Here is a 21,738-nt window from a genome sequence, read left to right on the forward strand (position 1 = left end):
CCCCATCCCCGGTGCTCAGGCGCAGGTCAGAGCCCTCACGTGCGGGAGGGATCCGACCTGTCACCGCACAAACGCGAACGGCCACCCGAAGGTGGCCGTCCGTTTGCATCGAAAGGAACGTGCGGGCTTACAGCGCCTGCAGTTCCTCATTGGCGTTGCGCTTTTCCTTGGCCTGTGCCGGCACCGTGGCCGCAGCGGGCGATGCCGCGTTCGCATCCACCGGCACCTCCAGGTACGGCAACTGCAGGGTCTGGCTGGTCAGCGTACGGATCTCGTTCACCAGCGCCGGGCTGTCGTTGAGCTTGCGCCCGTACGACGGCACGATCTCGCGCAGGCGGGTTTCCCAGCCGGCCTTCATCTGCTCCGGGAAGGCCTTGGCCATCAGGTCCAGCATGATCGGCGGCGAGGTCGACGCACCCGGCGAGGCGCCGAGCAGGGCGGCGAGGGTGTGGTCCTTGTCGGTCACGATCTCGGTGCCGAACTGCAGCACCGGGCCCTTCAGCGGGTCTCGCTTGATGATCTGCACGCGCTGACCGGCGGTCACCAGCTTCCAGTCGCCCGGCTTGGCATTGGGGAAGTACTTGACCAGCTCGGCCTGGCGGTCGGCATCGTTCAGGCGCGCCTGGCCCATCAGGTACTGCACCAGGTCCAGGTTGTCCTTGCCCACTTCCAGCATCGGGCCAACGTTGTTGTGGGTCACCGAGGAATACAGGTCCCACCACGAGCCGTGCTTGAGGAACTTGGTGCTGTACAGCGCAAACGGCCCGAACAGGACCACCGGCTTGCCGTCCAGCTTGCGTGCATCCAGGTGCGGCACCGACATCGGCGGCGAACCGGTCTCGGCCATGCCGTAGGCCTTCACGCCATGGCGCGAGGTCACGTCCTGGCCCTGGAAGGCGAGGAACTGGCCACCGACCGGGAAGCCGGCATAGTCCTTCGATTCCGGAATGCCCGACATCTGCAGCAGCTTCAGCGCGGCGCCACCGGCACCGATGAAGACGAAGCGGGTGTGGGTGGTGGTTTCGGTGCCGGCCTTGAGATCCTTCACCGTGACGTTCCAGCTCTTGTCGGCGTTCTGCCGCAGCGCGGTCACTTCATGGTTCAGGTGCAGGCTGAAGTTCGGGCTGCGCTGCAGGCCGGCGGTCAGCTGGCGGGTGATCACACCGAAGTTGACGTCGGTACCGAGCGGCATCCAGGTCGCGGCAACCTTCTGCTTCGGGTCACGGCCTTCCATCAGCAGCGGGGCCCACTGCTTGATCTGCGCCGGATCTTCAGAGTACTGCATGCCGTAGAACAGCGGGTTCTTCACCAGCGCCTGCTGGCGCTTGTGCAGGTAGGCGATGTTGTCATCGCCCCAGACGAAGCTCATGTGCGGCGTCGGGTTGATGAAGTCGCTGGGCCGGCTGAGGCGGCCTTCCTTGACCTGGTGCGACCAGAACTGGCGCGAGACCTCGAACGATTCGGCGATGCCGACCGCGCGCTTGGTCTCGATGCTGCCATCGGGCAGTTCCGGGGTGTAGTTCAGTTCGGCGAAGGCCGAATGGCCGGTGCCGGCGTTGTTCCAGCCGTCGGAGCTTTCACCGGCGACGCCGTCGAGGCGTTCGTAGACCTGGATGTTCCAGTCCGGCTGCAGTTCCTGCAGGTAGGTGGCCAGGGTGATGCTCATGATGCCGGCGCCGACCAGCACAACGTCGACGGGCTTGTCGTTGCTGGCGGCGGGCACCGAGCGCTGGGTCAGCGGCCAGTACAGGAACAGCGCGGCGGCCAGCAACAGCAGCACGAGCAGGGCGAGGAGAGCCTTGCCAAATTTCTTCATGGGGGCGGGATCGTTGGCGGAGGGGAAGGGGTCAGGATGCGCGTGGGGCAGGGAAAGGGCGTGAAGAAACAACGCCTTGCAGCATCCATCCGCGATTCTAACCGGATCCGGTCCTTTTTTGATGCAACGCAGCATCCGACGTTTCGTGGCGCTTTCACATGGGCGGCAGGCGACGCCCGGCGGCGGTGGGATCAGACCAGCTCAAGGATCTCGTCGCCGGCCTCATCGACCCCGCCGGTCGGGCGCCAGCCCAGGCGGCGGTAGAAGCCATGCGAGCGCGAACGCGGGTCGGCCGAGCAGGCCAGGAACAGCCGCTGGTGGCCGGCATCGCGGGTCAGGCTGACCACGTCCTGCAGCAGCTGGCGGCCGATGCCGCGGCCCTCGTAGTCCGGCAGCAGGGCCAGCACCAGCACCTCGCCGCTGTCGCGGTCGGCGAAGCAGTAGCCGGCCATGCGCTCGCCGTCCCAGGCGACGCGGCCGATCGAATCGCCCTGGGCGATGCCGGCCGCCCAGCTGTCCACCGTGATGCCCCGTTCCGCAAGCTGGGGCGCGCTGAAGGCGTTCTCGCGGGTGCGCCCGCGCAGGTCGATGCAGGCGGCGGCATCTTCGGGGCGGGCGTCGCGGACGAATACAGGCATGCAGGGCATCCTTGCGGTGATCGGCCACTCAGTATCTGCATGGCGCATGGAATCGATGTGTAGGGTTGATGGAGATTGGATGGAGGCCCCGCAGCAGCAGGGATAGGGGGATCGGTGCCGCTGATGCCGATGTCGCCCGGCGGCGTGGCAGTGAAAGGCTCTCAGCAGGTGCTTGCACCCCGGTCAGTCACTGCCGACGGTGAAGTACTCCACGGCGAAGTAGCCGATCTGGTAAGCCAGCGTTGCCAGCACCAGGCGCAGCTGTGTGCGTTGGCTGCGCAGTCGCCAGCCGAGCACCGCCACCGCCAGCATCAACACGGCATGCAACGGGTACGCGGCCCCCAGCAGCTTCCAGCGGCTGCTGCCCTTGATGGCGGTATCGACCAGGTCGAGCAGGGTCAGTGCAGCCATCACGCTGAAGATCCAGCGCCGGCGCTGCATGAGATAGTTCCCGTAGCTGCCGTATTCACGCAGGTCGTCGGGAAACAGCAGCGCGCACAGCAGGAACCAGGTCGCGCAGTACACGATCACGAACAGGTAGGTTTCAAACGTCCAGCGGTGCACCTCGATGAGGCGGAACTCCCACCACCAGAAGGTCACCAGCGATATCAGCGTCCACGCCACCCAGCCCAGGTGCAGGGCCGAGCAGCCGCGGCGCTGCGGATGCTCGATGATCTGCGCCAGGCCCTTGAGCACGGTGGTGATCGACAGGCCGAGGATGATGCCCATCACCACCCGGATGTGCAGGAACAGCGGATCGGTCTGCATCGCGGCGCTCCGTGTCGGGTGCTGCGATGCTGGCACAACCGGGCGCCCCGGAACGGACCCCGGTCACGCACAGAAGAGCGGAGAAAAAAGGGACGGAGGGGATTGGAGAAAAAAGGGACGGAGGGGATTAAGTCGCTCTCGCCCTGATTCGTCCATGGCTGAGGACTGGCCACGTCCTGGCGACCAGGCGCGGTATTCTCAGCGCTTGGCTGGCTTGGTGGTATCAGGGCGGAGTGAGGCCCTGCTGTCGCAGCAGGGCAAGATACTTCCCGCCTTCATCGTCAGCGTCGAACCCGCTGTCGCGATCGCCTCGGATTTTGACCGCGTGAGCCGAAAGCGCCTGTCAACCAAGATCTACACCCCTGAGAAGCCAACTCAGCGCTTGCGCCGGATCAGCGCCGAGGACGCGTCCAGTACCGCACGGGTCAGCAGGGCCATGGTCTGCACGTCGCCCTTCCAGTGCTGCCAGTACAGCGGCACGTCTTCCCACGCGCGCTGCCGTACGTAGACCAGTCGCCCGGCGTCCAGGTGGCGCTTGACCAGCGGCAGGGGGTTCATGGTCCAGCCCATGCCGCCGAGGTTGGCCTGCACGAAGGCCCGGGTGGAGGGAATCCACCAGGTCGGTGCGGTGCTGGGCAGGTCGTCGCCGGCCATGCGCCGGGCGAAGCGCGACTGCATTTCGTCCTTGCGGTTGAACACCAGCACCGGTGCCTGCGCCAGCGCCTGCGCGGTCACGCCCTTGGCAAAGTGGCGTTCGCGGAACTCCGGCGTGCAGGTCGCTGCATAGCGGATGCTGCCCAGCGCATGGATCTGGCAGCCCTGCACCGGCTCGTCCAGCGTGGTCACTGCGCCCAGCACCGTACCCTGGCGCAGCAGCTCCACGGTGTGGTCCTGGTCTTCCACACGCAGGTCCAGGGTGGTGCCGGTGGTCTGCGCGAACTGGTAGGCGGCCTGCGGAAACCAGGTTTCCAGGCTGTCGTGGTTCACCGCCACCGGGATGCTGGCCTGGGGCAGGTCCTCATCGGCCAGGCCCATCCGGTGCAGCGCATCGTGTTCGAGCAGGGCGGTCTGCTCGGCCAGCTGCACCAGCAGCTGCCCCTCGGCGGTGGCGGTGGCCGGGGTGCCGCGCTTGACCAGCAGGCGGCCGATCCGGTCCTCCAGTGCCTTGACCCGCTGCGAGATGGCCGAGGGCGTGACATTCAGCGACTGTGCGGCGCGGTCGAAGCTGCCTTCGCGGATCACCGCGGCCAGGGCGCGCAGCTGGGCATGATCGATGCGCATCGAATTAAGCTCCGCTAATGTTGGTTTAGGAAGTTTAGCTCGTCTTTTCCATGTTGCGGCGCGACAATGGCGCCCGTTCCGGTGCTGTCCGCCTTCGCGAGGCACCGTCCCCCCAAGCAATACAAGGCAGTGAATCCCATGTTCTCGGTCATCTCCGCCAGCACCGGCCTCGGTGCCTGGTTCTCTGGTGCAGCCACCGGCATCGGCCTGTTCGCCGTGGTCGGCGCCCAGAGCGCCTTCATTCTGCGCCAGGGCATCCTGCGCAAGCACATCGTGCCGGTGGTCGCCACCTGCGCGGCCATCGATGCCATCTTCATCTTCGCCAGCGTGGCCGGCCTGCGCACGCTCACCTCGGCGCTGCCGTGGCTGACCAGCGCCGTGCTGTGGACCGGTGTCGCGTTCCTGGCCTGGTATGCGATGAAGTCGGCACGACGTGCAATCGCCGGGGGCGGTGGCATGGGCGAGGCCGACAGCGACGACGGCAGCCGTCGCGCGGTGCTGATGGCCGCGGTCGGCTTCTCGCTGATCAATCCGCACTTCTGGCTGGACATGATGGTGATCGGCTCGATCGCCGAGAACTTCGGCAACGCCCGCATGGCCTTCGCTGCTGGCGTGGTCACTGCCAGCTGCCTGTGGCTGACCGCGCAGGGCCTGGGAGCACGCCTGCTGGCACCGCTGTTCACCAAGCCCAGCACCTGGCGCGTGCTCGACGGCACCATCGCGGTGATCCTCAGCATCCTGGCCCTCACGTTGGCGGTGCGCGGGGTCCACTGACCCGGCGCACGCCCCCGAACCCACGTCCTGACTCTCTCCAAGGTAGTGGTAACGACGGCACCGGCAACGGTGCCGTCGTCTTTTCCGGCTCTGGCGTCAAACGCTCGGCCCTGCCTAGAATCGGCCACCAGGACAAGGTGTCCACAGGAGCAGGGGAAGGATGCACAAGACCATTCTGGCGGCCGCACTGGCCGTCATCGGGGGCGTTGCCGCAGGCAGCGCGGGGGCGGTGGACCTGGCGCAGTACCTGCGCCGGGAGACCTTCACCGATATCAAGATCTCGCCGGGGGGCGAGTACGTGGCGGCAACGGTGCCGAAGGAAGACAGCACCGCGATCGCGATCCTGCGGTTGAAGGACAAGCAGCTGGTCGGCAGTTTCTGGCCACCCAGCCGCAACCACGCGCAGGAATTCGACTGGGTCAGCAACGAGCGCCTGTTGATCGGCCTGGCCCAGAAGTGGGGCTCGCTCGACCAACCCAACCCCACCGGCGAACTCTATGCCATCGACGCCAACGGCAACCGTGGCGAGCTGCTGGTCGGCTATCGCGTCGAAAGCAAGGGCCCGGGGACCCGCATCCAGCCGAAGAAAGTCGAAGCAGTGGCCGCCTTCCTGGCCGACGACCTGCCGGGCGACGAGCGCAACGTGCTGGTGACCGTATGGCCGCTGGCCGAGGATCCGTTCACCCGCGTCGATCGCATGGATGTGACCACCGGCCGCCGTGCGCGGGTGGCATCTTCGCCGGTACGGCGCGGCGAATTCACCACCGATGGCGCCGGCGAGGTCCGCTTCGTGCACGGCTCGGGCAGCGACAACATCAACAAGCTGTATTTCCGCGAACGCAGCGGCGACACCTGGAAGCTGATCAACGACGAGGCGGTCAGCAAGCGCATCGAAACCGCCCTCGGCTTCTCGGCCGATGACAGCCTGGCCTACCTCAACGTCGAGCAGGCCCAGGGTCCGGATGCGATCGTCAGCTGGAATCCGAAGACCGGCGAGCGTACCACGCTGCTGCGCGACGAGGTGGTCAATCCGTATCGCATCATCCATCGGCCCGGCACCCACGTGCCGGTGGGCGCGCTGTACCTGGGCGATACGCCGCGTACCCGATTCTTCGACGAGAAGTCGCCGGAGGCGCGCCTGTACCGCAGCCTGGAAGCCGCCTTCGGAGGGCCCGTCTACATCACCTCCAGCACCCGCGATGGCCGTGTCGTGCTGGTGGAAACCTGGTCGGGCTCGAACCCGGGCGATTTCTACGTGTACGACACGGTGGCGCGCAAGGCCGATCACCTGATCAGCCGCAGCGACTGGATCGATGTGGACCGTAGTGCCAGCGTGAAGCCGATTGCACTGAAGGCGCGCGACGGGCTGCCGCTGCATGGCTTCCTGACCCTGCCGGCCGGCAGCGACGGGCGCAACCTGCCGATGGTGGTGATGCCGCATGGCGGCCCGTTCGACATCTTCGATTCCGGCCAGTACGACCGCGAAACGCAGATGCTGGCCGCAGCCGGTTATGCCGTGCTGCAGGTCAACTTCCGTGGTTCGGGCAACTACGGCCGGGCCCACACCCAGGCCGGTGCGCAGCAGTGGGGCGCAGCGATGCAGGACGATGTCACCGATGCCACCCGCTGGGCAATCAGCGAAGGCATCGCCGACGGCCGTCGCATCTGTATCTACGGCGCCAGCTACGGGGCCTACTCGGCGATGATGGGGGCCGCCCGCGAACCGGGGTTGTACCAGTGCGCGGCCGGCTATGTGGGTGTCTACGATCTGCCGATGATGTACACCCGTGGCGACATCCAGGACCGTGGCTCAGGCGTCACCTACCTGCGCGAATGGCTGGGTGACCCGGCCAAGCTGGGCGCGGTGTCGCCGGTGAACCTGGCCGAACGGATCAAGGTGCCGGTGTTCCTGGCCGCCGGTGGCGAAGACAAGCGCGCGCCGATCCAGCACACCGAGCGCATGGAAGCGGCGCTCAAGCGCGCCGGCACGCCGGTGGAAAGCCTGTACTACAAGACCGAAGGCCACGGCTTCTACACCGAGGCCCATCGCAGCGAGTACTACGACAAGTTGCTGGCCTTCCTGGCGCGCAGCCTGGGTGGCAAGACCGCGACGGCCGCGCCCGCGACCGGCAAGGACAAGGCGCCCTGAGCTGACAGGGCGGTGGATGATCATTCCGCCGCCCTGGTTTTCCGCAGGCGCGGGGTTTACTTCACCCCGTGCATCATCTTCTTCAGCAGCGGTGCGGCGATGAAGGCCGCCAGTGCGCAACCCAGGCCGATCCACATCAGCAGCCAGAACAGGTGCGCATAGGCGCCGGCGGCAGCCACCATGTCCAGCGATTCGCCTTCCGGCACCTCGATCGCGGCCAGCTTGCCGAACAGCGCCGCCAGCGTTTCCGAGAACGCGGTGGCCAGGAACCAGGTGCCCATCATCAGGCTCATCACCCGCGGCACGGCCAGCTGGGTCACCGCCGACAGGCCGACCGGCGACAGGCACATCTCGCCGCTGGCCAGCAGGAAGTAGGCCAGCACCAGCCACCACACGCTGGCCATCTCGCCGGTGGCGCCGACCTGCTGAGCAGCCAGCGCCAGCGGCACGAACGACAGCGCGCCGATCACCAGGCCCCAGGCCGACTTGACCGGCTTGCCCGGTTCCCAGCCGCGGCGGTCCATCCAGGTCCACAGCGCGGCGAAGGCCGGTGCCAGCAGCACCAGGAACAGGCCGCCGAGGTAGGTGAGCGAACCTGCGGTCTGCGGGATCACCAGGCAGTCGCGCACCAGCAGCACCAGCATCAGCACGACAATGGCGGCGAAGAACGCGCGCGGTGCGGCCGAACCCGGGCGCCGTTCCGACAGGCGCGCGCTGACCACGAAGCCCAGCGGTGCCAGCAGCAGCGAGAGGATGGACCACGGCAGCGGCATGCCGCCGGTGATCACCAGCGAGGGCACGATGTCCTTGGTCAGCAGGCGGTCGGTGAAGGTCACCCACGAGCCGTAGGACTGCTCGTACATCGTGAAGAACACCAGTGCCATGAAGATCAGCACCATCAGCGCGATCATCTGCTGGCGCTGCACCGGCGTGCATTTCGTGCCGGTGAACCAGGCGAACCAGACCAGCACGCCGCCCAGCACCACCAGCATCAGCATCAGCGCCAGGCTGATTTCACCGCCCAGCGCGAACGCGCCGTTGCCCGCGGCCCACATCAGCCACGCCACCGGCAGCACACCGAGCACCGCGCACAGATAGATGAGCCATTCGCGTGGCAGGCCCAGCACCTTCTGCTTCAGCGCGGCCGGTTGCGGTGGTTCGGCGTGGCCCTGCAGGTACTTCTGGCCCCACAGGAACATCGCCAGGCCGGCCAGCATGCCGATACCGGCGGCGCCGAACCCGTACTTCCAGCCGTAGGCCTCGCCGAGGAAGCCGCACACCAGCGACGAGAACAGCGCGCCCAGGTTGATGCCGGCGTAGAACAGCGAGAAGCCCGAGTCGCGACGCGGGTCGTCCTTGGGGTACAGCTTGCCGACGATGGTGGAGATGTTCGGCTTCAGGAAGCCGACACCCATGATGATCAGCGCCAGCGACAGGTAGGTCACTGCGAGTGCGGAGGTGTCGCGCACCACTTCGCCATTCACCCGGTACGCGGCGTGGCCCTCGAAGGCCATGCCGAGGTGGCCCAGCACCAGCAGGATGCCGCCGAACAGCACCGCCCGGCGCATGCCCAGCCAGCGGTCGGCCAGCATGCCGCCGAACACCGGGATGCAGTACACCAGGCCGCCGTAGGCGCCGAGCAGGTCCAGGCCGGCCTTGTCGCCGAACAGGTGGTACTTGGTCAGGTACAGCAGCAGCAGCGCCTTCATGCCGTAGAAGGAGAAGCGCTCCCACATTTCGGTGAAGAAGCAGACGTAGACGCCCTTGGGATGGCCCAGGAAGTCGTCGGAAGCGATGGCGGTGGAATTCATCGCGGAATTATAGGCCTGTGGCCTGATCCGCTTTCAGTAGATCCACGCCATGCGTGGATTGCCGGACTGGCCTGGGCGATCACAGGTATCGCAACCACGGCAGATCGCGCCTTCGCGCTTTGAACCGCGCGAAGGCCCGCGTCGGCGGATACAGCACCACTGCCAGTACACAGGCCACCAGCAGCAGGCCGCTGACCGAATCCAGGGCATACAACCCGCCATGGGTCGGCCCCCAGGCCGCCAGCGCTGCCAGGTACAGCCCCTTCAGCACATACAGGTGCAGCAGGTAGAAGAACATCGGTGCGGCGCCGATATCGGCCAGTGGGCGTAGCGCGCGCGCAAGTGGTGGCCATTCGTAAAGGCGCAGCAGCACCAGGCCAGCGCCGAGGGTCAGCAGCAGGAACTGCAGCGACGGCGGGTATTTGGTGACGTTGAAGATGCTCAACCACGTGCGCAGCGTAGTGGTCTGGTACGACCAGGGAGCATCCCCATACTGGTTGGCGAACCGCAGCAATGCGAACAGGGCCAGCGCGCCGAAGCCTATCCACAGCAGCCAGCGCTGGCGCTGCTCCGGTGCGCGCTCGCGGGCGAACCAGGGCCCCATCAGATAACCCAGTGCGATCACCCCGATCCACGGCAGCACCGGATAGGAGGTGCGCAGGCGCAGCGCGCCGGCCTCGATCCAGTCGCGCTGGTGCAGCACTTTCCACAGCACCGCCAGCAGGCCATTGCCTTGCACCCGCACGCCGTCGAACAGGTTGTGCCCGGCCACCACCGCGATTGCCAGCACCAGCAGCGCCGGGCGTGGCAGCCAAAGCAGCCCGGCCAGCGCGATCATGCTCAGTCCGATGGCCCAGATCACCTGCAGGTACAGCGTGTCCGGCGGCAGCTGGAAGGTCCAGGCGAAGTTCACCAGGGTCAGTTCCAGCACCACCAGGAACAGCCCGCGCTTGAGCAGGAACGCGGCCGTGGCCCGGCGCGGATCCGGCTGGCGCTGGCCGTACAGCCAGGCCGACAGTCCGGTCAGCAGCACGAACACGGGGGCGCACAGGTGGGCCAGCAGTCGGCACGCGAACAGGGCGGGGGAGACCGTCGCTGCGTCCATCGGGTCGCTCACCTGATGCTGCAGGAAGAAGGTCTCGCGCACGTGGTCCAGCAGCATCAACAGCATCACGGTGCCGCGCAGCTGGTCGATGGAGGCCAGGCGAGAGGAGGGGGAAGGGGGCATGCGATGCGGAAGCTACAGGGTAGTATTAAGATATAACATATCAATTGAGGTGATCCCAGCCGGACTTTGCCGTGTCTGCCGATTCCGGCTTCACGCACAGCCTCATTGCGCTGTGGCGGCTGCCCCATCCTTTGGCACGCTGGACTTGATCTGCCCTGAACGCTAGCGTGGCAGGGATTTTTTGCCAGCAGGGGCTTCCATGAACCACGACGCTGCGCCCAAGCAGCTCACCTTCCGCGCAGTGGCCCTGGCCATCGTGCTGGCGGTGGTGCTGTCGGCCGCCAACGCCTACCTCGGCCTGTTCGCAGGCCTGACCATCGCCACCGCCATTCCCGCCGCGGTGATTTCCATGGGCGTGCTGCGCCTGCTGGGCGGTGGTTCCATCCTCGAGAACAACATCGTGCAGACCGGCGCCTCGGCCGGCTCGTCGATCGCCGCCGGTGTGATCTTCACCATCCCGGCGCTGGTGATCATGGGCTACTGGCCGGACTTCAAGTACTGGTGGGTGCTGGGCATCGCCGGCCTGGGCGGCCTGCTGGGCGTGCTGTTCTCGGTGCCGCTGCGCCGTTCGATGATCGTTGAAGACCCGCTGCCGTTCCCGGAAGGCAAGGCGGCGGCGGAAGTGCTCAAGGCCGGTGAGAACCCGGGTCCGGGCCTGAAGATCCTCGGCCTGTCGGCGGTGATCGGCGCCTTCGTCAAGCTGGCTGCGGAAAGCGGCATGCGCCTGATCCCGGACGCCTGGGCCACCTCGGCCTATGTCGGCAGCTCCAAGGTCACCGCCTTCATCGGCACCAACCTGTCGCCGGCGCTGCTGGGCGTGGGCTACATCGTCGGCCTCAACGTCGGCATCGTGGTGGTGTCCGGTTCGATCCTGACCTGGCACATCGCCATTCCGATCTACCAGGCGTTCTTCATGAACACCGATCCGGCGCTGGCCGCGTCGGTTGCCGCAGCTTCCTCCACCGAGGCCGCGTTCGCCATCTGGGGCGCGAAGATGCGCTACCTGGGCGTTGGTGCGATGCTGATCGGGGGCATCTGGACCCTGATCTCGCTGCGCAAGTCGCTGCTCAACGGCGTCAAGAGCGGCTTTGCCGCGGCCCGCAAGAGTGGCGGCCCGGTGCTGGCGCATACCGAGCGCGACCTGCCGATGAAGTGGATGCTGGTCGCCCTGGTGGCGTTCGTGCTGCCGCTGCTGGCCCTGTATCAGGCCATCGTCGGCCAGTGGCACGTGTCGATCCCGATGACCCTCATCATGATCGTCGCCGGCTTCCTGTTCGTCTCGGTCTCGGCCTACCTGGCCGGCCTGATCGGTTCGTCCAACAACCCGGTCTCGGGCATCACCATCTCCACCATCCTGTTCGCCTCGGCCGTGCTGGTCGTGCTGCTGGGCGCTGACGGCCTCAAGCCGGTCGGTGCCGGCGGTGCGCCGCTGGGTGCGGTGGCCGCGATCATGATCGGTGCGGTGGTGTGCTGTGCCGCTGCGGTCGGTGGTGACAACCTGCAGGACCTCAAGGCCGGTTACATCGTCGGTGCCACCCCGTGGAAGCAGCAGCTGATGCTGGGCATCGGTGCGTTCTCGTGCGCGCTGATCATGGCCCCGGTACTGAACCTGCTGGCCACTGCCTACGGCATCGGCGTGAAGTCCGAGCTGCACCCGAACGCGCTGGCTGCGCCGCAGGCCAACCTGATGGCCTCGGTGGCCAAGGGCCTGTTCGGTGGTGAACTGCCGTGGACCTTCATCGGCATCGGTGCTGTGGTCGGCGCCGTCATCATCGCCTTCGACAGCTGGCTGAAGTCGCGCAACGCGCGCTTCCGCGTGCCGGTGCTGGCCGCCGCCATCGGCATCTACCTGCCGCTGGAACTGATGGTGCCGATCTTCCTCGGCGGCCTGATCGCCCACCTGGTCGAGCGCTTCCACAAGGTGCGCGCCGATGACGAAGAAGGCCGCGACCGCGTGCACAAGCCGGGCGTGCTGTTTGCCGCCGGCCTGATCACCGGTGAGGCACTGATGGGCATCGCCATCGCGATTCCGATCGTGGTCAGCAGTCGTGCCGACGTGCTGGCGGTGCCGTTCCACCTGCCGGGTGCACAGTGGATCGGCCTGGCCGTGCTGTTCCTGGTCGGCTGGCTGATCTACCGCACCGGCAAGTACGCCAAGGCGTAAAAGGCGGGTAGTGCCGGCCGCTGGCCGGCAATCCCGCAATCCCGTGATACCCCTGGTTGCCGGCCAGCGGCCGGCACTACCGCAAAACCCCGCTTCGGCGGGGTTTGCTGTTTCTGGCGATTGCCCGCCTGCAGCCATGACCGATGGCCTTGGCAGCCCCGGCCATGCGGGCCTACCATCGGTTTTTTGCCGTCCTGCGGAGACCCCGATGAAACTGCGTCATGCCCTGCTGCCATTGAGCCTGCTGGCCGCCCTGCCCAGCGTCGCCGCTGCCCGTGGCCTGGAAGTCCGCGACATGGTCGCCATGGACCGCGTCTCCGCGCCGGTACTGACCGCAGACGGCGGCACCGTGGTGTTCGCCAAGCGCAGCGTGGATGCCAATCTGAAAGCCTCCACCGCGCTGTACGCGCGCAACCTGCGCACCCGCGACGCAGCGCCGCCGAAGCAGATCAGCCCGGCCGGCTGGAACGTCAATTCCGCTTCGCTGTCGGCCGATGGCCAGACCGTGTATTTCCTCAGTGCCAGGAACGGCAGCCAGCAGCTGTACGCGCAGCCGATCAGCGGCGGCACCCCGCGCCAGCTGACCGACTTCCCGGTCGACGTGGACAGCTACCGTGTGTCGCCGCAGGACGACCGCGTGTTGTTCAGCGCCGGCGTGTTCCAGGCCTGCGCCTCGGACCTGGCCTGCACCGAAAAGAAGCTCAAGGACGTGGCCGGCGCCAAGGCCAGCGGCAAGGTCTTCGATTCGCTGTTCGTGCGCCATTGGGATACCTGGAACGACGGTCGCCGCAACACCCTGTTCGTCGCTCCGCTGCCGGCAGCCAAGGCCGGCGCGGTCAAGGGCGCTTCGGCGCTGAGCGCGACCATCGATGGTGATGCGCCGTCCAAGCCGTTCGGCGGCAATGACGACTTCGTTTGGTCGCCGGACGGCGCCAGCGTGGTGGCCAGCATCCGCGTGGCCGGCAAGCAGGAGCCGTGGTCGACCAACTTCGACCTGTACCGCTTCGACGCTGCCGGCAAGCAGGCGCCGGTCAACCTGACCGCCTCCAACCCGGCCTGGGATGCCGGCCCGGTGTTCAGTGCCGACGGCAAGACGCTGTTCTACCGAGCGATGAAGCGGCCGGGCTTCGAGGCCGACCGCTTCGGCCTGATGGCGATGGACCTGGCCAGCGGCAAGACCCGCGAGATCGCGCCGCAGTGGGATCGTTCGGCCGGTGGCATCACCCTGTCCGCCGACGGCGCCAGCATCTACACCACTGCCGATGACCTCGGCGAACACCCGCTGTTCCAGATCGACGTGGCCAGCGGCAAGGCCACCAAGCTGATCGGCGACGGCAGCGTGACCGCAGTCGACGTGGACGGCAACAGCGTGGCGATCACCCGCAACAGCCTGAAGAGCAACGACCAGGTGCTGGTTGGCCTGCTGCCGGCCACGGGCGAAGCCATCGGCGAACTGCGCGCGCTGACCCCGGCCGCAGGCGAGGTGCTGAAGGACGTGTCTTTCGGCGACTACGAGCAGTTCGAGTTCAAGGGCTGGAACAACGACACCGTGCACGGCTACGTGGTCAAGCCGCACAACTACCAGGAAGGCAAGTCCTACCCGGTGGCGTTCCTGATCCACGGCGGCCCGCAGGGCAGCTTCGGCAATGGCTGGAGCTATCGCTGGAACCCGCAGACCTACGCGGGCCAGGGCTACGCGGTGGTGATGATCGACTTCCACGGCTCCACCGGCTATGGCCAGGCATTCACCGATGCGATCAGCCAGCACTGGGGCGACCGCCCGCTGGAAGACCTGCAGAAGGGCTGGGATGCGGCGCTGAAGAAGTACGCCTTCCTCAACGGTGACAAGGCCTGCGCGCTGGGCGCCAGCTACGGCGGCTTCATGGTCAACTGGATCGCCGGCAACTGGAACGGCCCGTTCAAGTGCCTGGTCAACCACGACGGCGTGTTCGACCAGCGCATGATGGGCTACGCCACCGAAGAACTGTGGTTCACTGAGTGGGAGCAGGGCGGCACGCCGTACCAGAAGGCCGCCAACTACGAGAAGTTCAATCCGGTCAACCACGTGGCGGACTGGAAGAAGCCGATCCTGGTCATCCACGGCCAGCAGGATTTCCGCATTCCGGTCGAGCAGGGCCTGGCCGCGTTCACCGCCGCCCAGCGCCAGGGCATCGAATCGAAGTTCCTGTATTTCCCGGATGAAAACCACTGGGTGCTGAAGCCGAACAACAGCATCCTGTGGCATGACACCGTCAATGCCTGGCTGAAGCAGCACATCGGCAATTGATGATTGCAGCGCCGCCCTTCGGGGCGGCGCTTTTGTTTCACCATCTGCTTTACCGGTGGGTGCCGACCGTTGGTCGCACACCTTCCTGATCTGCCGCCAACAGCAGCCGGCCAGCGGCCGGCTCTACCAGAGCGCCTGCATGCCCTCGACTGCCCTGATCCAGAACGACATCGTCGTCTTCGGTTTGATCGCCGCCACCCTTGGCGCCGTGTTCTGGACCGCCTCGCGGGAGCACGGCCTGTGGAAGCGCTTCTACACCTTCGTGCCGGCACTGCTGCTGTGTTACCTGATTCCCGGCATCTACAACACTGTGGGCCTGATCGACGGGCAGGACACCCGGCTCTACAACCCGATCGCGCGCGACATCCTGCTGCCGGCGGCGCTGATCCTGCTGACCCTTGCGGTCGACATCAAGGGCATCCTGCGGCTCGGCCCGAAGCTGGTGCTGATGTACCTGGGTGCCTCGGCCAGCATCATGCTCGGTGCGGTGGTGGCGTTCCTGCTGATGCGTGCCGTGCATCCGGAAACCGTGGCCGGCGACACCTGGGCCGGCATGGCCGCGCTGGCAGGGAGCTGGATCGGTGGCGGCGCCAACATGCTGGCGATGCGTGAAGTGTTCGACGTCAATGCGACCACCTTCGGACAGTTCGCGGTGGTCGACGTGGGGGTCGGCTACGTATGGATGGCCGCGCTGATCTTCCTGGCCGGGCGCGCGGCGAAGATCGACGCTCGCAGTGGCGCCGATACCTCGGCCATCGATGAGCTGAAGGAGCGCATCGCGCGCTTCCAGGCCGAACACGAGCGCATTCCCAGCCTCACTGACCTGATGCTGATCGTGGCGGTGGCCTTCGGCGGTGTCGGCCTGGCTCACGCCATTGGCGCACCGCTGGCGGCATGGTTCAAGGCGAATGTCAGCTGGGCTGCGCAGTTCAGCCTGGACGCGCCGTTCGTGTGGGTGGTGGTGCTGTCGACCACGCTCGGCCTCAGCCTCAGTTTCACCCGTGCGCGCAACCTGGAAGGCGCGGGCGCATCGCGCCTGGGCTCGCTGCTGCTGTACTTCCTGATCGCCTGCATCGGCATGCAGATGGATCTGCTGGCGCTGTTGGATCGCCCGTGGCTGTTCCTGCTGGGCATCATCTGGATCAGCGTGCACATCGTGCTGCTGTGGTGCCTGGGCAAGCTGCTGAAGGTGCCGTTCTTCTATTTCGCCATCGGTTCGCAGTCGAACATCGGTGGCCCAGCCTCGGCGCCGGTGGTGGCCGCGGCGTTCCATCCTGCCCTGGCGCCGGTCGGCGTGCTGCTGGGGACGATGGGCTATGCCACCGGCACGTACCTGGCCTACATCGTCGGCATCACCTTGCGGACGCTGGCCGGGCAGGGCTGATGGGGGAGTGCCGGCCGCTGGCCGGCAACCTCATGAACCCGTGAAGCATCAGCTGGTTGCCGGCCAGCGGCCGGCACTACCGATGCGTTACGCGACCGGCAATCCGCGTTCGACCATCCACGCGTTCGCGTCTTCGGCGTCCTGTTCAAACCGCGCCGAGTGAAAAGAGGGGCGCCGCAAGGTCCGGCGCGTCGCCACGCGCCCGTGGCCAACCGCGCGCGCGGCTTTACGCCACCGGCAAGCCGCGTTCGATCAACCACGCACGCGCGTCTTCGGCATCCTGCTCGAACCGCGCCGAGTGAAAAGAGGGGCGCCGCAAGGTCCGGCGCGTCGCCACGCGCCCGTGGCCAACCGCGCGCGCGGCTTTACGCTACCGGCAAGCCGCGTTCGATCAACCACGCACGCGCGTCTTCGGCATCCTGCTCGAACCACGCTTTCGTAGATCCCAGCCGATACGTATACCCCCACGCATCCATGTCGGCCATCAGCCGCTGGCTGCCGACACCGGGCAGCTGCCCGGCCAGCACGATCTGCAGGTAGCAGGTCGCGTCTTCCTCGGCCACCGAGTCGGTGGCATCGGTGTGCACCTGCGCACGTCGCTCCGGCGGCAGTACGATCAGGTGGCAAGCCTCATGCAGCATCGAGTGCACGGGCGTGTCATCGCGCACGTACACGTTGCTGGCGATGATGCCGGCCTCTGGTTCCCCCCAGTAACTGCCGGGAATCGGTTCGCCGGGCGCCACGTGGTGCAGCCGAAGGCCATGCGCGGCGAGCAGGCGCTGCGCGTCGGCGAAGGCGATGTCGCCCACGCAGGTGATGTCCACGGCGGTTGTCGTATCGGTCATGCGGGTCAGGCAGCCCCGCCCATGCAGGCACGGGCGGGGCAGGGGATCAGGGTTTGTCCGGGCCTTCGGGCAGCGCAACGGAAATGTCCAGCACGTCGTGCTGGCCATCCTTTACCAGGTCGACCTTCACCGCATCGACGTCGATGTTCACGTACTTCTTGATCACTTCCAGCAGCTCGCGCTGCAGCAGCGGCAGGTAGTCCGGGCCACCACGGTGGCTGCGTTCCTGCGCGATGATGATCTGCAGGCGGTTCTTGGCGGTTTCGGCGGTGGTCTTCTTCGCTTTGAGGAAATCAAACAGGCCCATGCTTACCCTCCGAACAGCTTGCTGAAGAAGCCCTTCTTCTCGACGTTGGTGAAGCGCATCGGGCGTTCTTCGCCGAGGATGCGCGCGACGGCGTCTTCATAGGCCTGGCCGGCAGCGGATTCGACATCCAGGATGACCGGCTCGCCCTTGTTGGAGGCGTTGAGCACGTCGCCCGATTCCGGAATCACGCCGATCGCCTTCAGGCCGAGCACTTCCTCGACGTCGGCGATGCTCAGCATCTCGCCGCTTTCCACGCGCACCGGGGTGTAGCGGGTCAGCAGCAGGAAGGCCGGCACGTCCTGCCCGGACTCGGCCTTGTGGGTCTTCGAGTCGAGCAGGCCGATGATGCGGTCGGAGTCGCGCACCGACGACACTTCCGGGTTCACCACCACCACCGCGCGGTCGGCGAAGTACATCGCCAGGAAGGCGCCCTTCTCGATGCCGGCCGGCGAGTCGCAGATGATGTAGTCGAAGCCGTCGGCAGCCAGGTCCTTCAGGACCTTGCCCACGCCTTCCTGGGTCAGTGCGTCCTTGTCGCGGGTCTGCGAGGCGGCCAGCACGTACAGGTTGTCGAAGCGCTTGTCCTTGATCAGGGCCTGCTTGAGGGTGGCTTCGCCGTGCACGACGTTGACGAAGTCATACACCACGCGGCGTTCGCAGCCCATGATCAGGTCAAGGTTGCGCAGGCCGACGTCGAAGTCGATCACCGCCACCTTCTTGCCGCGCCGCGCCAGGCCGCAGGCCAGGCTCGCGCTGGAAGTGGTCTTGCCGACGCCGCCCTTGCCGGAGGTGACTACGATGATTTCAGCCAAAGGACTTCTCCTGATGATTCTGTTTGGGGGCTGCGTCAGTCCAGCGCAGCGATCTTGATCTGGTCCTGTTCCAGCCACACCTGCACGGCCTTGCCGCGCAGGTTGTCCGGGACATCGTCCAGTACCTTGTAATGGCCTGCAATGGCGACCAGTTCCGCATGGAAATCACGGCAGAAAATACGTGCCGCAGTGTTGCCCTGGGCCCCTGCCAGCGCGCGGCCGCGCAGGGTCCCGTAGATATGGATGCTGCCATCGGCGATGACCTCGGCGCCGGCGCCGACGGTGGCCATCACGGTCAGGTCGCAGTTTTCCGCGTACAGCTGCTGGCCCGAACGGACGTTGCCCAGCTGCATGCGGCCCGGCTTTGGTGCAGCCGCGTCGGCCACCCTGGCCACCGGCGTTGCCGGGGCCGGCTTCGGTTCGGCACGGGCTGCGCGGCGCGCCTCCGGTGCGGGCGGTGGCGGGGCCGGCTCGGCCTCGGCACGCTCGTACTGCGCGCGGAACTTGGCCAGCAACGGCAGGCCGAGCTGCTGCGAGAGCAGGTCGATCGCGCTGGTGCCATAGGCCAGCGCCACCGGCAACACGCCGGCGCTGCGCAGGCCATCGACCAGCGCCTGCGCGGTGGCCACATCCGGCACCTGGCTCAGGCCGCCGAAGTCGAGGATCACTGCGGCGCGGCCGAACAGCTTCGGGGCGCGGGTCACGCGCTCGCGCATTTCCTGCACGAGGCGTTCGACATCAAGGGTACGGATGCGCAGGTTGGCGATGCCCACCTGGCCGATCTTCAGTTCACCGGCCTGTTCGTAATCGAAATTCACCGCCACGCTCAGGTCCCCGTCGGCCGCTGTGCCTGCGCCGGCAGCTGCCGTGCGCGTGTCCATGCCACATCCGGCAGCTTGCCGCCGTAGGTCTCCTTGACCCAGGGGTAGCTGCACAGTTCCTTGGCCAGCATGCTGGCGCGCACATCGACCTGCGGCATCGTGTTCTGGCCCAGCTCGCGGAAGCCGAAGCTGCCGTGGAAGAGCAGGGCGGCATCGGCGCCATGGTCGAGGAAGACTTCGCAGGTCATCTGCGGGTAGCGCAGCTCGGCGAAGCTCTGTGCGTCGGCATAGAACGCACGGCCGACGCCGCCGCCACGACGGCGGCTGGCGACCACGATGCGGTCGATATAGAAGAACGGGGTGTCCAGCTGCTGCTTGAACCAGGCGAAATTGCTGCTGTCGTGCTGGCTGTCGCTGCCAAAGCCGATCAGGAAGCCGGCCAGGTTGCCGTCGCGCTCGGCGACGCGGAAGTATTCAGCGGTTTCATAGAACAGGCGCAGGCGGGCCGCATCCAGGGGAAGGATGGCCAGGCCAGCATTGTTGTTCAAAGCCAGGACGGAATCGAGCTCGTGCTCGCGCACGTCGCGGATGACAATCGACATTGTGACTCCGTGGGGTAACGCGGTCGGTCCATCAAGGGACCCTGCGCACGATTATTGCATGCCCGGGGTGGGCTGCGGCATGAACAGGCGACCGCAAGGGCATGACTTCCGTGGGAGTGCGCGACGCAGGCCGGGCCCGTAGAGTGCTGGCATGTTGGGAGTCCTCAGCCATACCCGCGTCCTCCGCCTGGCCGGCCTGTTCACCTGGGTCATGGTCGGCCTGCCGCTGGCGTACTCGCAGTTCGAGAACCTGCACAGCCGTGCTGACATGGGCGGCTGGGCGATCCTGCTGTTCGTCGCCTACCTGTCCTTCGGCACGGCCTACTACTGGTTGACCCGCATCCTGCGCAGCGACAGCCACACCAGCTGGCTGGACCGCGGCCTGCTGCTGTTGCTGACGGTCTCGGCGCTGGCGGTCAGCTTCCTCAGCGGGTCGGGCCTGGGCAGCATCCTGATGATGGTGGCCGCGGGGGTCATTCCGTGGATGCTGTCGGTACGGCTGGGGGTGCTGTGGCTGCTGGTCAGCCAGCTGGCCGTGGCTCCGGTCTATTACCTGCTGCTGCGCTTCCCGCTGTTCGAAGCGGTGATGCAGTCGCTGCTGTACGGCGGCTTCTCCATGTTCATCTTCGTGACCAGTCTGGTTGCGCGTCAGCAGACCGAGGCCCGCGACGAGCAGCGCCGGCTCAATTCAGAGCTGCGCGCCACCCGCGCCCTGCTGGCCGAGAGCGCGCGGGTCAACGAGCGCACCCGCATTTCACGCGAACTGCATGACCTGCTGGGCCACCAGCTGACCGCGCTGACCCTGAACCTGGAGGTCGCCGGGCACCTGGCCGAGGGCCAGGCCCTGGATCACGTGAAGCGCTCGCACGCGCTGGCCAAGCTGCTGCTGGGCAACGTGCGCGAGGTGGTGAGCCAGCTGCGCGAGACCGGCGCGATCGATCTGGCCGCAGCGCTGCGCCCGCTGACCGAGAACGTGCCCTCGCTGGACATCCAGCTGGAGATCGAGGATCCGCTGAACGTGGAGGACCCGCAGCGGGCCCACGTACTGCTGCGCTGCACCCAGGAGATCATCACCAATGCGGTGCGCCATGCCAGTGCCCGCCACCTGTGGATCAAGGTGTACCGTGAAGCCCCCGACCGGGTGGTGGTCGAGGCCCGCGACGACGGCGTCGGCGCGGATATGGTCAATGTGGGCAATGGCTTGCGCGGCATGCGCGAGCGCCTGCAACAATGTGGTGGCCAGCTGCAGATCGAAACCCGCCCCGGTGAGGGATTCCGGCTGCGGGCGACGGTGCCGGCAACGGTGCTGGTGGCGGCCCTTACCAAGGTTCCTGAAGGAGTGCGTTGATGATTCGCGTCTGCCTGGTCGACGACCAAACCCTGGTGCGGCAGGGAATCCGTTCCCTGCTGGCGCTCGACGACGGCATCGAGGTGGTGGCCGAGGCCGGCGACGGCCGGCAGGCGGTCGAGCTGATTCCCCAGGTACGCCCCGACGTGGTGCTGATGGACATGCGCATGCCGGTGATGTCGGGGCTGGAGGCCCTGCAGGTGCTGTCGCGGCAGGAACAGCTGCCGCCGACCATCATCCTCACCACCTTCGACGACGACCAGCTGGTGCTGGCCGGGCTCAAGGCTGGTGCCAAGGGCTACCTGCTCAAGGACGTCACCCTGGCACAGCTGGTCGGTGCCATCCGCACCGTGGCCGACGGGGGATCGCTGGTGCAGCCGGCGGTCACCCAGCGCCTGCTGTCCGGCCTGGAGCACATGCGCAATGAATTCGTCAGCCTCGACCGCCCGGACCCGCTGACCGACCGCGAGACCGAGATCCTGCGGCTGATGGCCAGTGGCTTCTCCAACAAGGAGATCGCCAATTCGCTGGGCGTCGCCGAGGGCACCATCAAGAACCACGTGTCCAACATCCTTTCCAAGCTGGGTGTGCGCGACCGTACGCGTGCCGTATTGAAGGCGTTCGAACTCCAGCTGGTCTGAGAAAAAATCTTTCAAGTACAAAGACTTGGGTCGTAGTCGAGGGATTCCGCCAAGGTTGCCCC

Annotated in this window: 18 protein-coding genes; 7 read left to right on the forward strand and 11 right to left on the reverse strand. The window is 66.6% G+C overall.

What is annotated here, in order from left to right; genetic code table 11:
* Window positions 1–127 precede the first annotated feature (127 nt).
* From mqo to ACMGRF_RS03710, 4 genes are all read right to left on the reverse strand, one after another.
* On the reverse strand, window positions 128–1,816 hold the full coding sequence (gene mqo, locus ACMGRF_RS03695; protein ID WP_100477724.1) for a malate dehydrogenase (quinone): 1,689 nt from the start codon (window positions 1,814–1,816) through the stop codon (window positions 128–130).
* A gap of 191 nt (window positions 1,817–2,007) precedes the next feature.
* Window positions 2,008–2,454 carry an N-acetyltransferase family protein gene (locus ACMGRF_RS03700; RefSeq protein WP_414485643.1) on the reverse strand — a complete coding sequence of 149 codons (447 nt, stop codon included), beginning with the start codon at window positions 2,452–2,454 and terminating at the stop codon, window positions 2,008–2,010.
* 183 nt (window positions 2,455–2,637) lie between these two features.
* On the reverse strand, window positions 2,638–3,222 hold the full coding sequence (locus tag ACMGRF_RS03705; protein WP_049416396.1) for a hypothetical protein: 585 nt from the start codon (window positions 3,220–3,222) through the stop codon (window positions 2,638–2,640).
* Window positions 3,223–3,597: 375 nt separating this feature from the next.
* A complete protein-coding gene (locus ACMGRF_RS03710) occupies window positions 3,598–4,503 on the reverse strand; it encodes a LysR family transcriptional regulator ArgP (protein ID WP_049416399.1) in 906 nt (301 codons plus the stop codon).
* Between the two features lie 138 nt (window positions 4,504–4,641).
* Here ACMGRF_RS03710 and ACMGRF_RS03715 point away from each other — a divergent pair, with 138 nt between their 5' ends.
* Both ACMGRF_RS03715 and ACMGRF_RS03720 read left to right on the forward strand, forming a co-directional pair.
* The gene (locus tag ACMGRF_RS03715) at window positions 4,642–5,277 is read left to right on the forward strand and encodes a LysE/ArgO family amino acid transporter (protein ID WP_019659326.1); all 636 of its coding nucleotides are present in this window, start codon (window positions 4,642–4,644) and stop codon (window positions 5,275–5,277) included.
* A 160-nt stretch (window positions 5,278–5,437) separates the two neighbouring features.
* Window positions 5,438–7,426, forward strand: coding sequence for an alpha/beta hydrolase family protein (locus ACMGRF_RS03720; protein ID WP_049416402.1), 1,989 nt, complete (start codon window positions 5,438–5,440; stop codon window positions 7,424–7,426).
* A gap of 56 nt (window positions 7,427–7,482) precedes the next feature.
* On the opposite strand, the gene ACMGRF_RS03725 is transcribed toward ACMGRF_RS03720, so the two are convergent.
* Window positions 7,483–9,237, reverse strand: a complete 1,755-nt coding sequence (locus ACMGRF_RS03725) for a peptide MFS transporter (RefSeq protein WP_180880841.1) — start codon at window positions 9,235–9,237, stop codon at window positions 7,483–7,485.
* Between the two features lie 79 nt (window positions 9,238–9,316).
* Window positions 9,317–10,465, reverse strand: a complete 1,149-nt coding sequence (locus ACMGRF_RS03730) for a DUF1624 domain-containing protein (RefSeq protein WP_099486789.1) — start codon at window positions 10,463–10,465, stop codon at window positions 9,317–9,319.
* 199 nt (window positions 10,466–10,664) lie between these two features.
* On the opposite strand from ACMGRF_RS03730, the gene ACMGRF_RS03735 reads away from it, so the two are divergent.
* The 3 genes from ACMGRF_RS03735 (at window position 10,665) to ACMGRF_RS03745 (ending at window position 16,300) form a co-directional block, all read left to right on the forward strand.
* On the forward strand, window positions 10,665–12,629 hold the full coding sequence (locus ACMGRF_RS03735; RefSeq protein WP_069139069.1) for an OPT family oligopeptide transporter: 1,965 nt from the start codon (window positions 10,665–10,667) through the stop codon (window positions 12,627–12,629).
* 208 nt (window positions 12,630–12,837) lie between these two features.
* The gene (locus ACMGRF_RS03740) at window positions 12,838–14,916 is read left to right on the forward strand and encodes a prolyl oligopeptidase family serine peptidase (protein ID WP_414485644.1); all 2,079 of its coding nucleotides are present in this window, start codon (window positions 12,838–12,840) and stop codon (window positions 14,914–14,916) included.
* A gap of 139 nt (window positions 14,917–15,055) precedes the next feature.
* A complete protein-coding gene (locus tag ACMGRF_RS03745; protein ID WP_414485645.1) occupies window positions 15,056–16,300 on the forward strand; it encodes a DUF819 domain-containing protein in 1,245 nt (414 codons plus the stop codon).
* Window positions 16,301–16,665: 365 nt separating this feature from the next.
* Here ACMGRF_RS03745 and ACMGRF_RS03750 read toward each other — a convergent pair whose 3' ends face one another.
* Genes ACMGRF_RS03750 through ACMGRF_RS03770 form a run of 5 tightly spaced genes read right to left on the reverse strand, consistent with a single transcriptional unit; the run spans window position 16,666 to window position 19,687 of the window.
* Entirely contained in the window at window positions 16,666–17,145 is a 480-nt protein-coding gene (locus ACMGRF_RS03750) for a hypothetical protein (protein ID WP_100477730.1), read from the reverse strand.
* A 46-nt stretch (window positions 17,146–17,191) separates the two neighbouring features.
* Window positions 17,192–17,452: a cell division topological specificity factor MinE gene (minE, locus tag ACMGRF_RS03755; RefSeq protein ID WP_005408532.1), complete on the reverse strand. Its 261-nt coding sequence runs from the start codon at window positions 17,450–17,452 to the stop codon at window positions 17,192–17,194.
* Window positions 17,453–17,454: 2 nt separating this feature from the next.
* A complete protein-coding gene (gene minD / locus ACMGRF_RS03760) occupies window positions 17,455–18,264 on the reverse strand; it encodes a septum site-determining protein MinD (protein ID WP_006424120.1) in 810 nt (269 codons plus the stop codon).
* Window positions 18,265–18,299: 35 nt separating this feature from the next.
* Window positions 18,300–19,145 (reverse strand): septum site-determining protein MinC, encoded by an 846-nt coding sequence (gene minC, locus ACMGRF_RS03765; protein WP_414485647.1) that lies wholly within the window; start codon window positions 19,143–19,145, stop codon window positions 18,300–18,302.
* Window positions 19,091–19,687, reverse strand: coding sequence for a GNAT family N-acetyltransferase (locus ACMGRF_RS03770; RefSeq protein WP_005415684.1), 597 nt, complete (start codon window positions 19,685–19,687; stop codon window positions 19,091–19,093). The genes minC and ACMGRF_RS03770 overlap by 55 nt, the downstream gene beginning before the upstream one ends.
* A gap of 151 nt (window positions 19,688–19,838) precedes the next feature.
* On the opposite strand from ACMGRF_RS03770, the gene ACMGRF_RS03775 reads away from it, so the two are divergent.
* Both ACMGRF_RS03775 and ACMGRF_RS03780 read left to right on the forward strand, forming a co-directional pair.
* Entirely contained in the window at window positions 19,839–21,035 is a 1,197-nt protein-coding gene (locus tag ACMGRF_RS03775) for a sensor histidine kinase (protein ID WP_049413252.1), read from the forward strand.
* Complete coding sequence (locus ACMGRF_RS03780; RefSeq protein ID WP_006424175.1) at window positions 21,035–21,676, forward strand: response regulator; 642 nt, start codon at window positions 21,035–21,037, stop codon at window positions 21,674–21,676. Before ACMGRF_RS03775 ends, ACMGRF_RS03780 begins: the two co-directional genes overlap by 1 nt.
* Window positions 21,677–21,738: the final 62 nt, after the last annotated feature.

The sequence above is a fragment of the Stenotrophomonas sp. EMP41 genome (assembly GCF_047495535.1).
Taxonomy (GTDB): domain Bacteria; phylum Pseudomonadota; class Gammaproteobacteria; order Xanthomonadales; family Xanthomonadaceae; genus Stenotrophomonas; species Stenotrophomonas sepilia.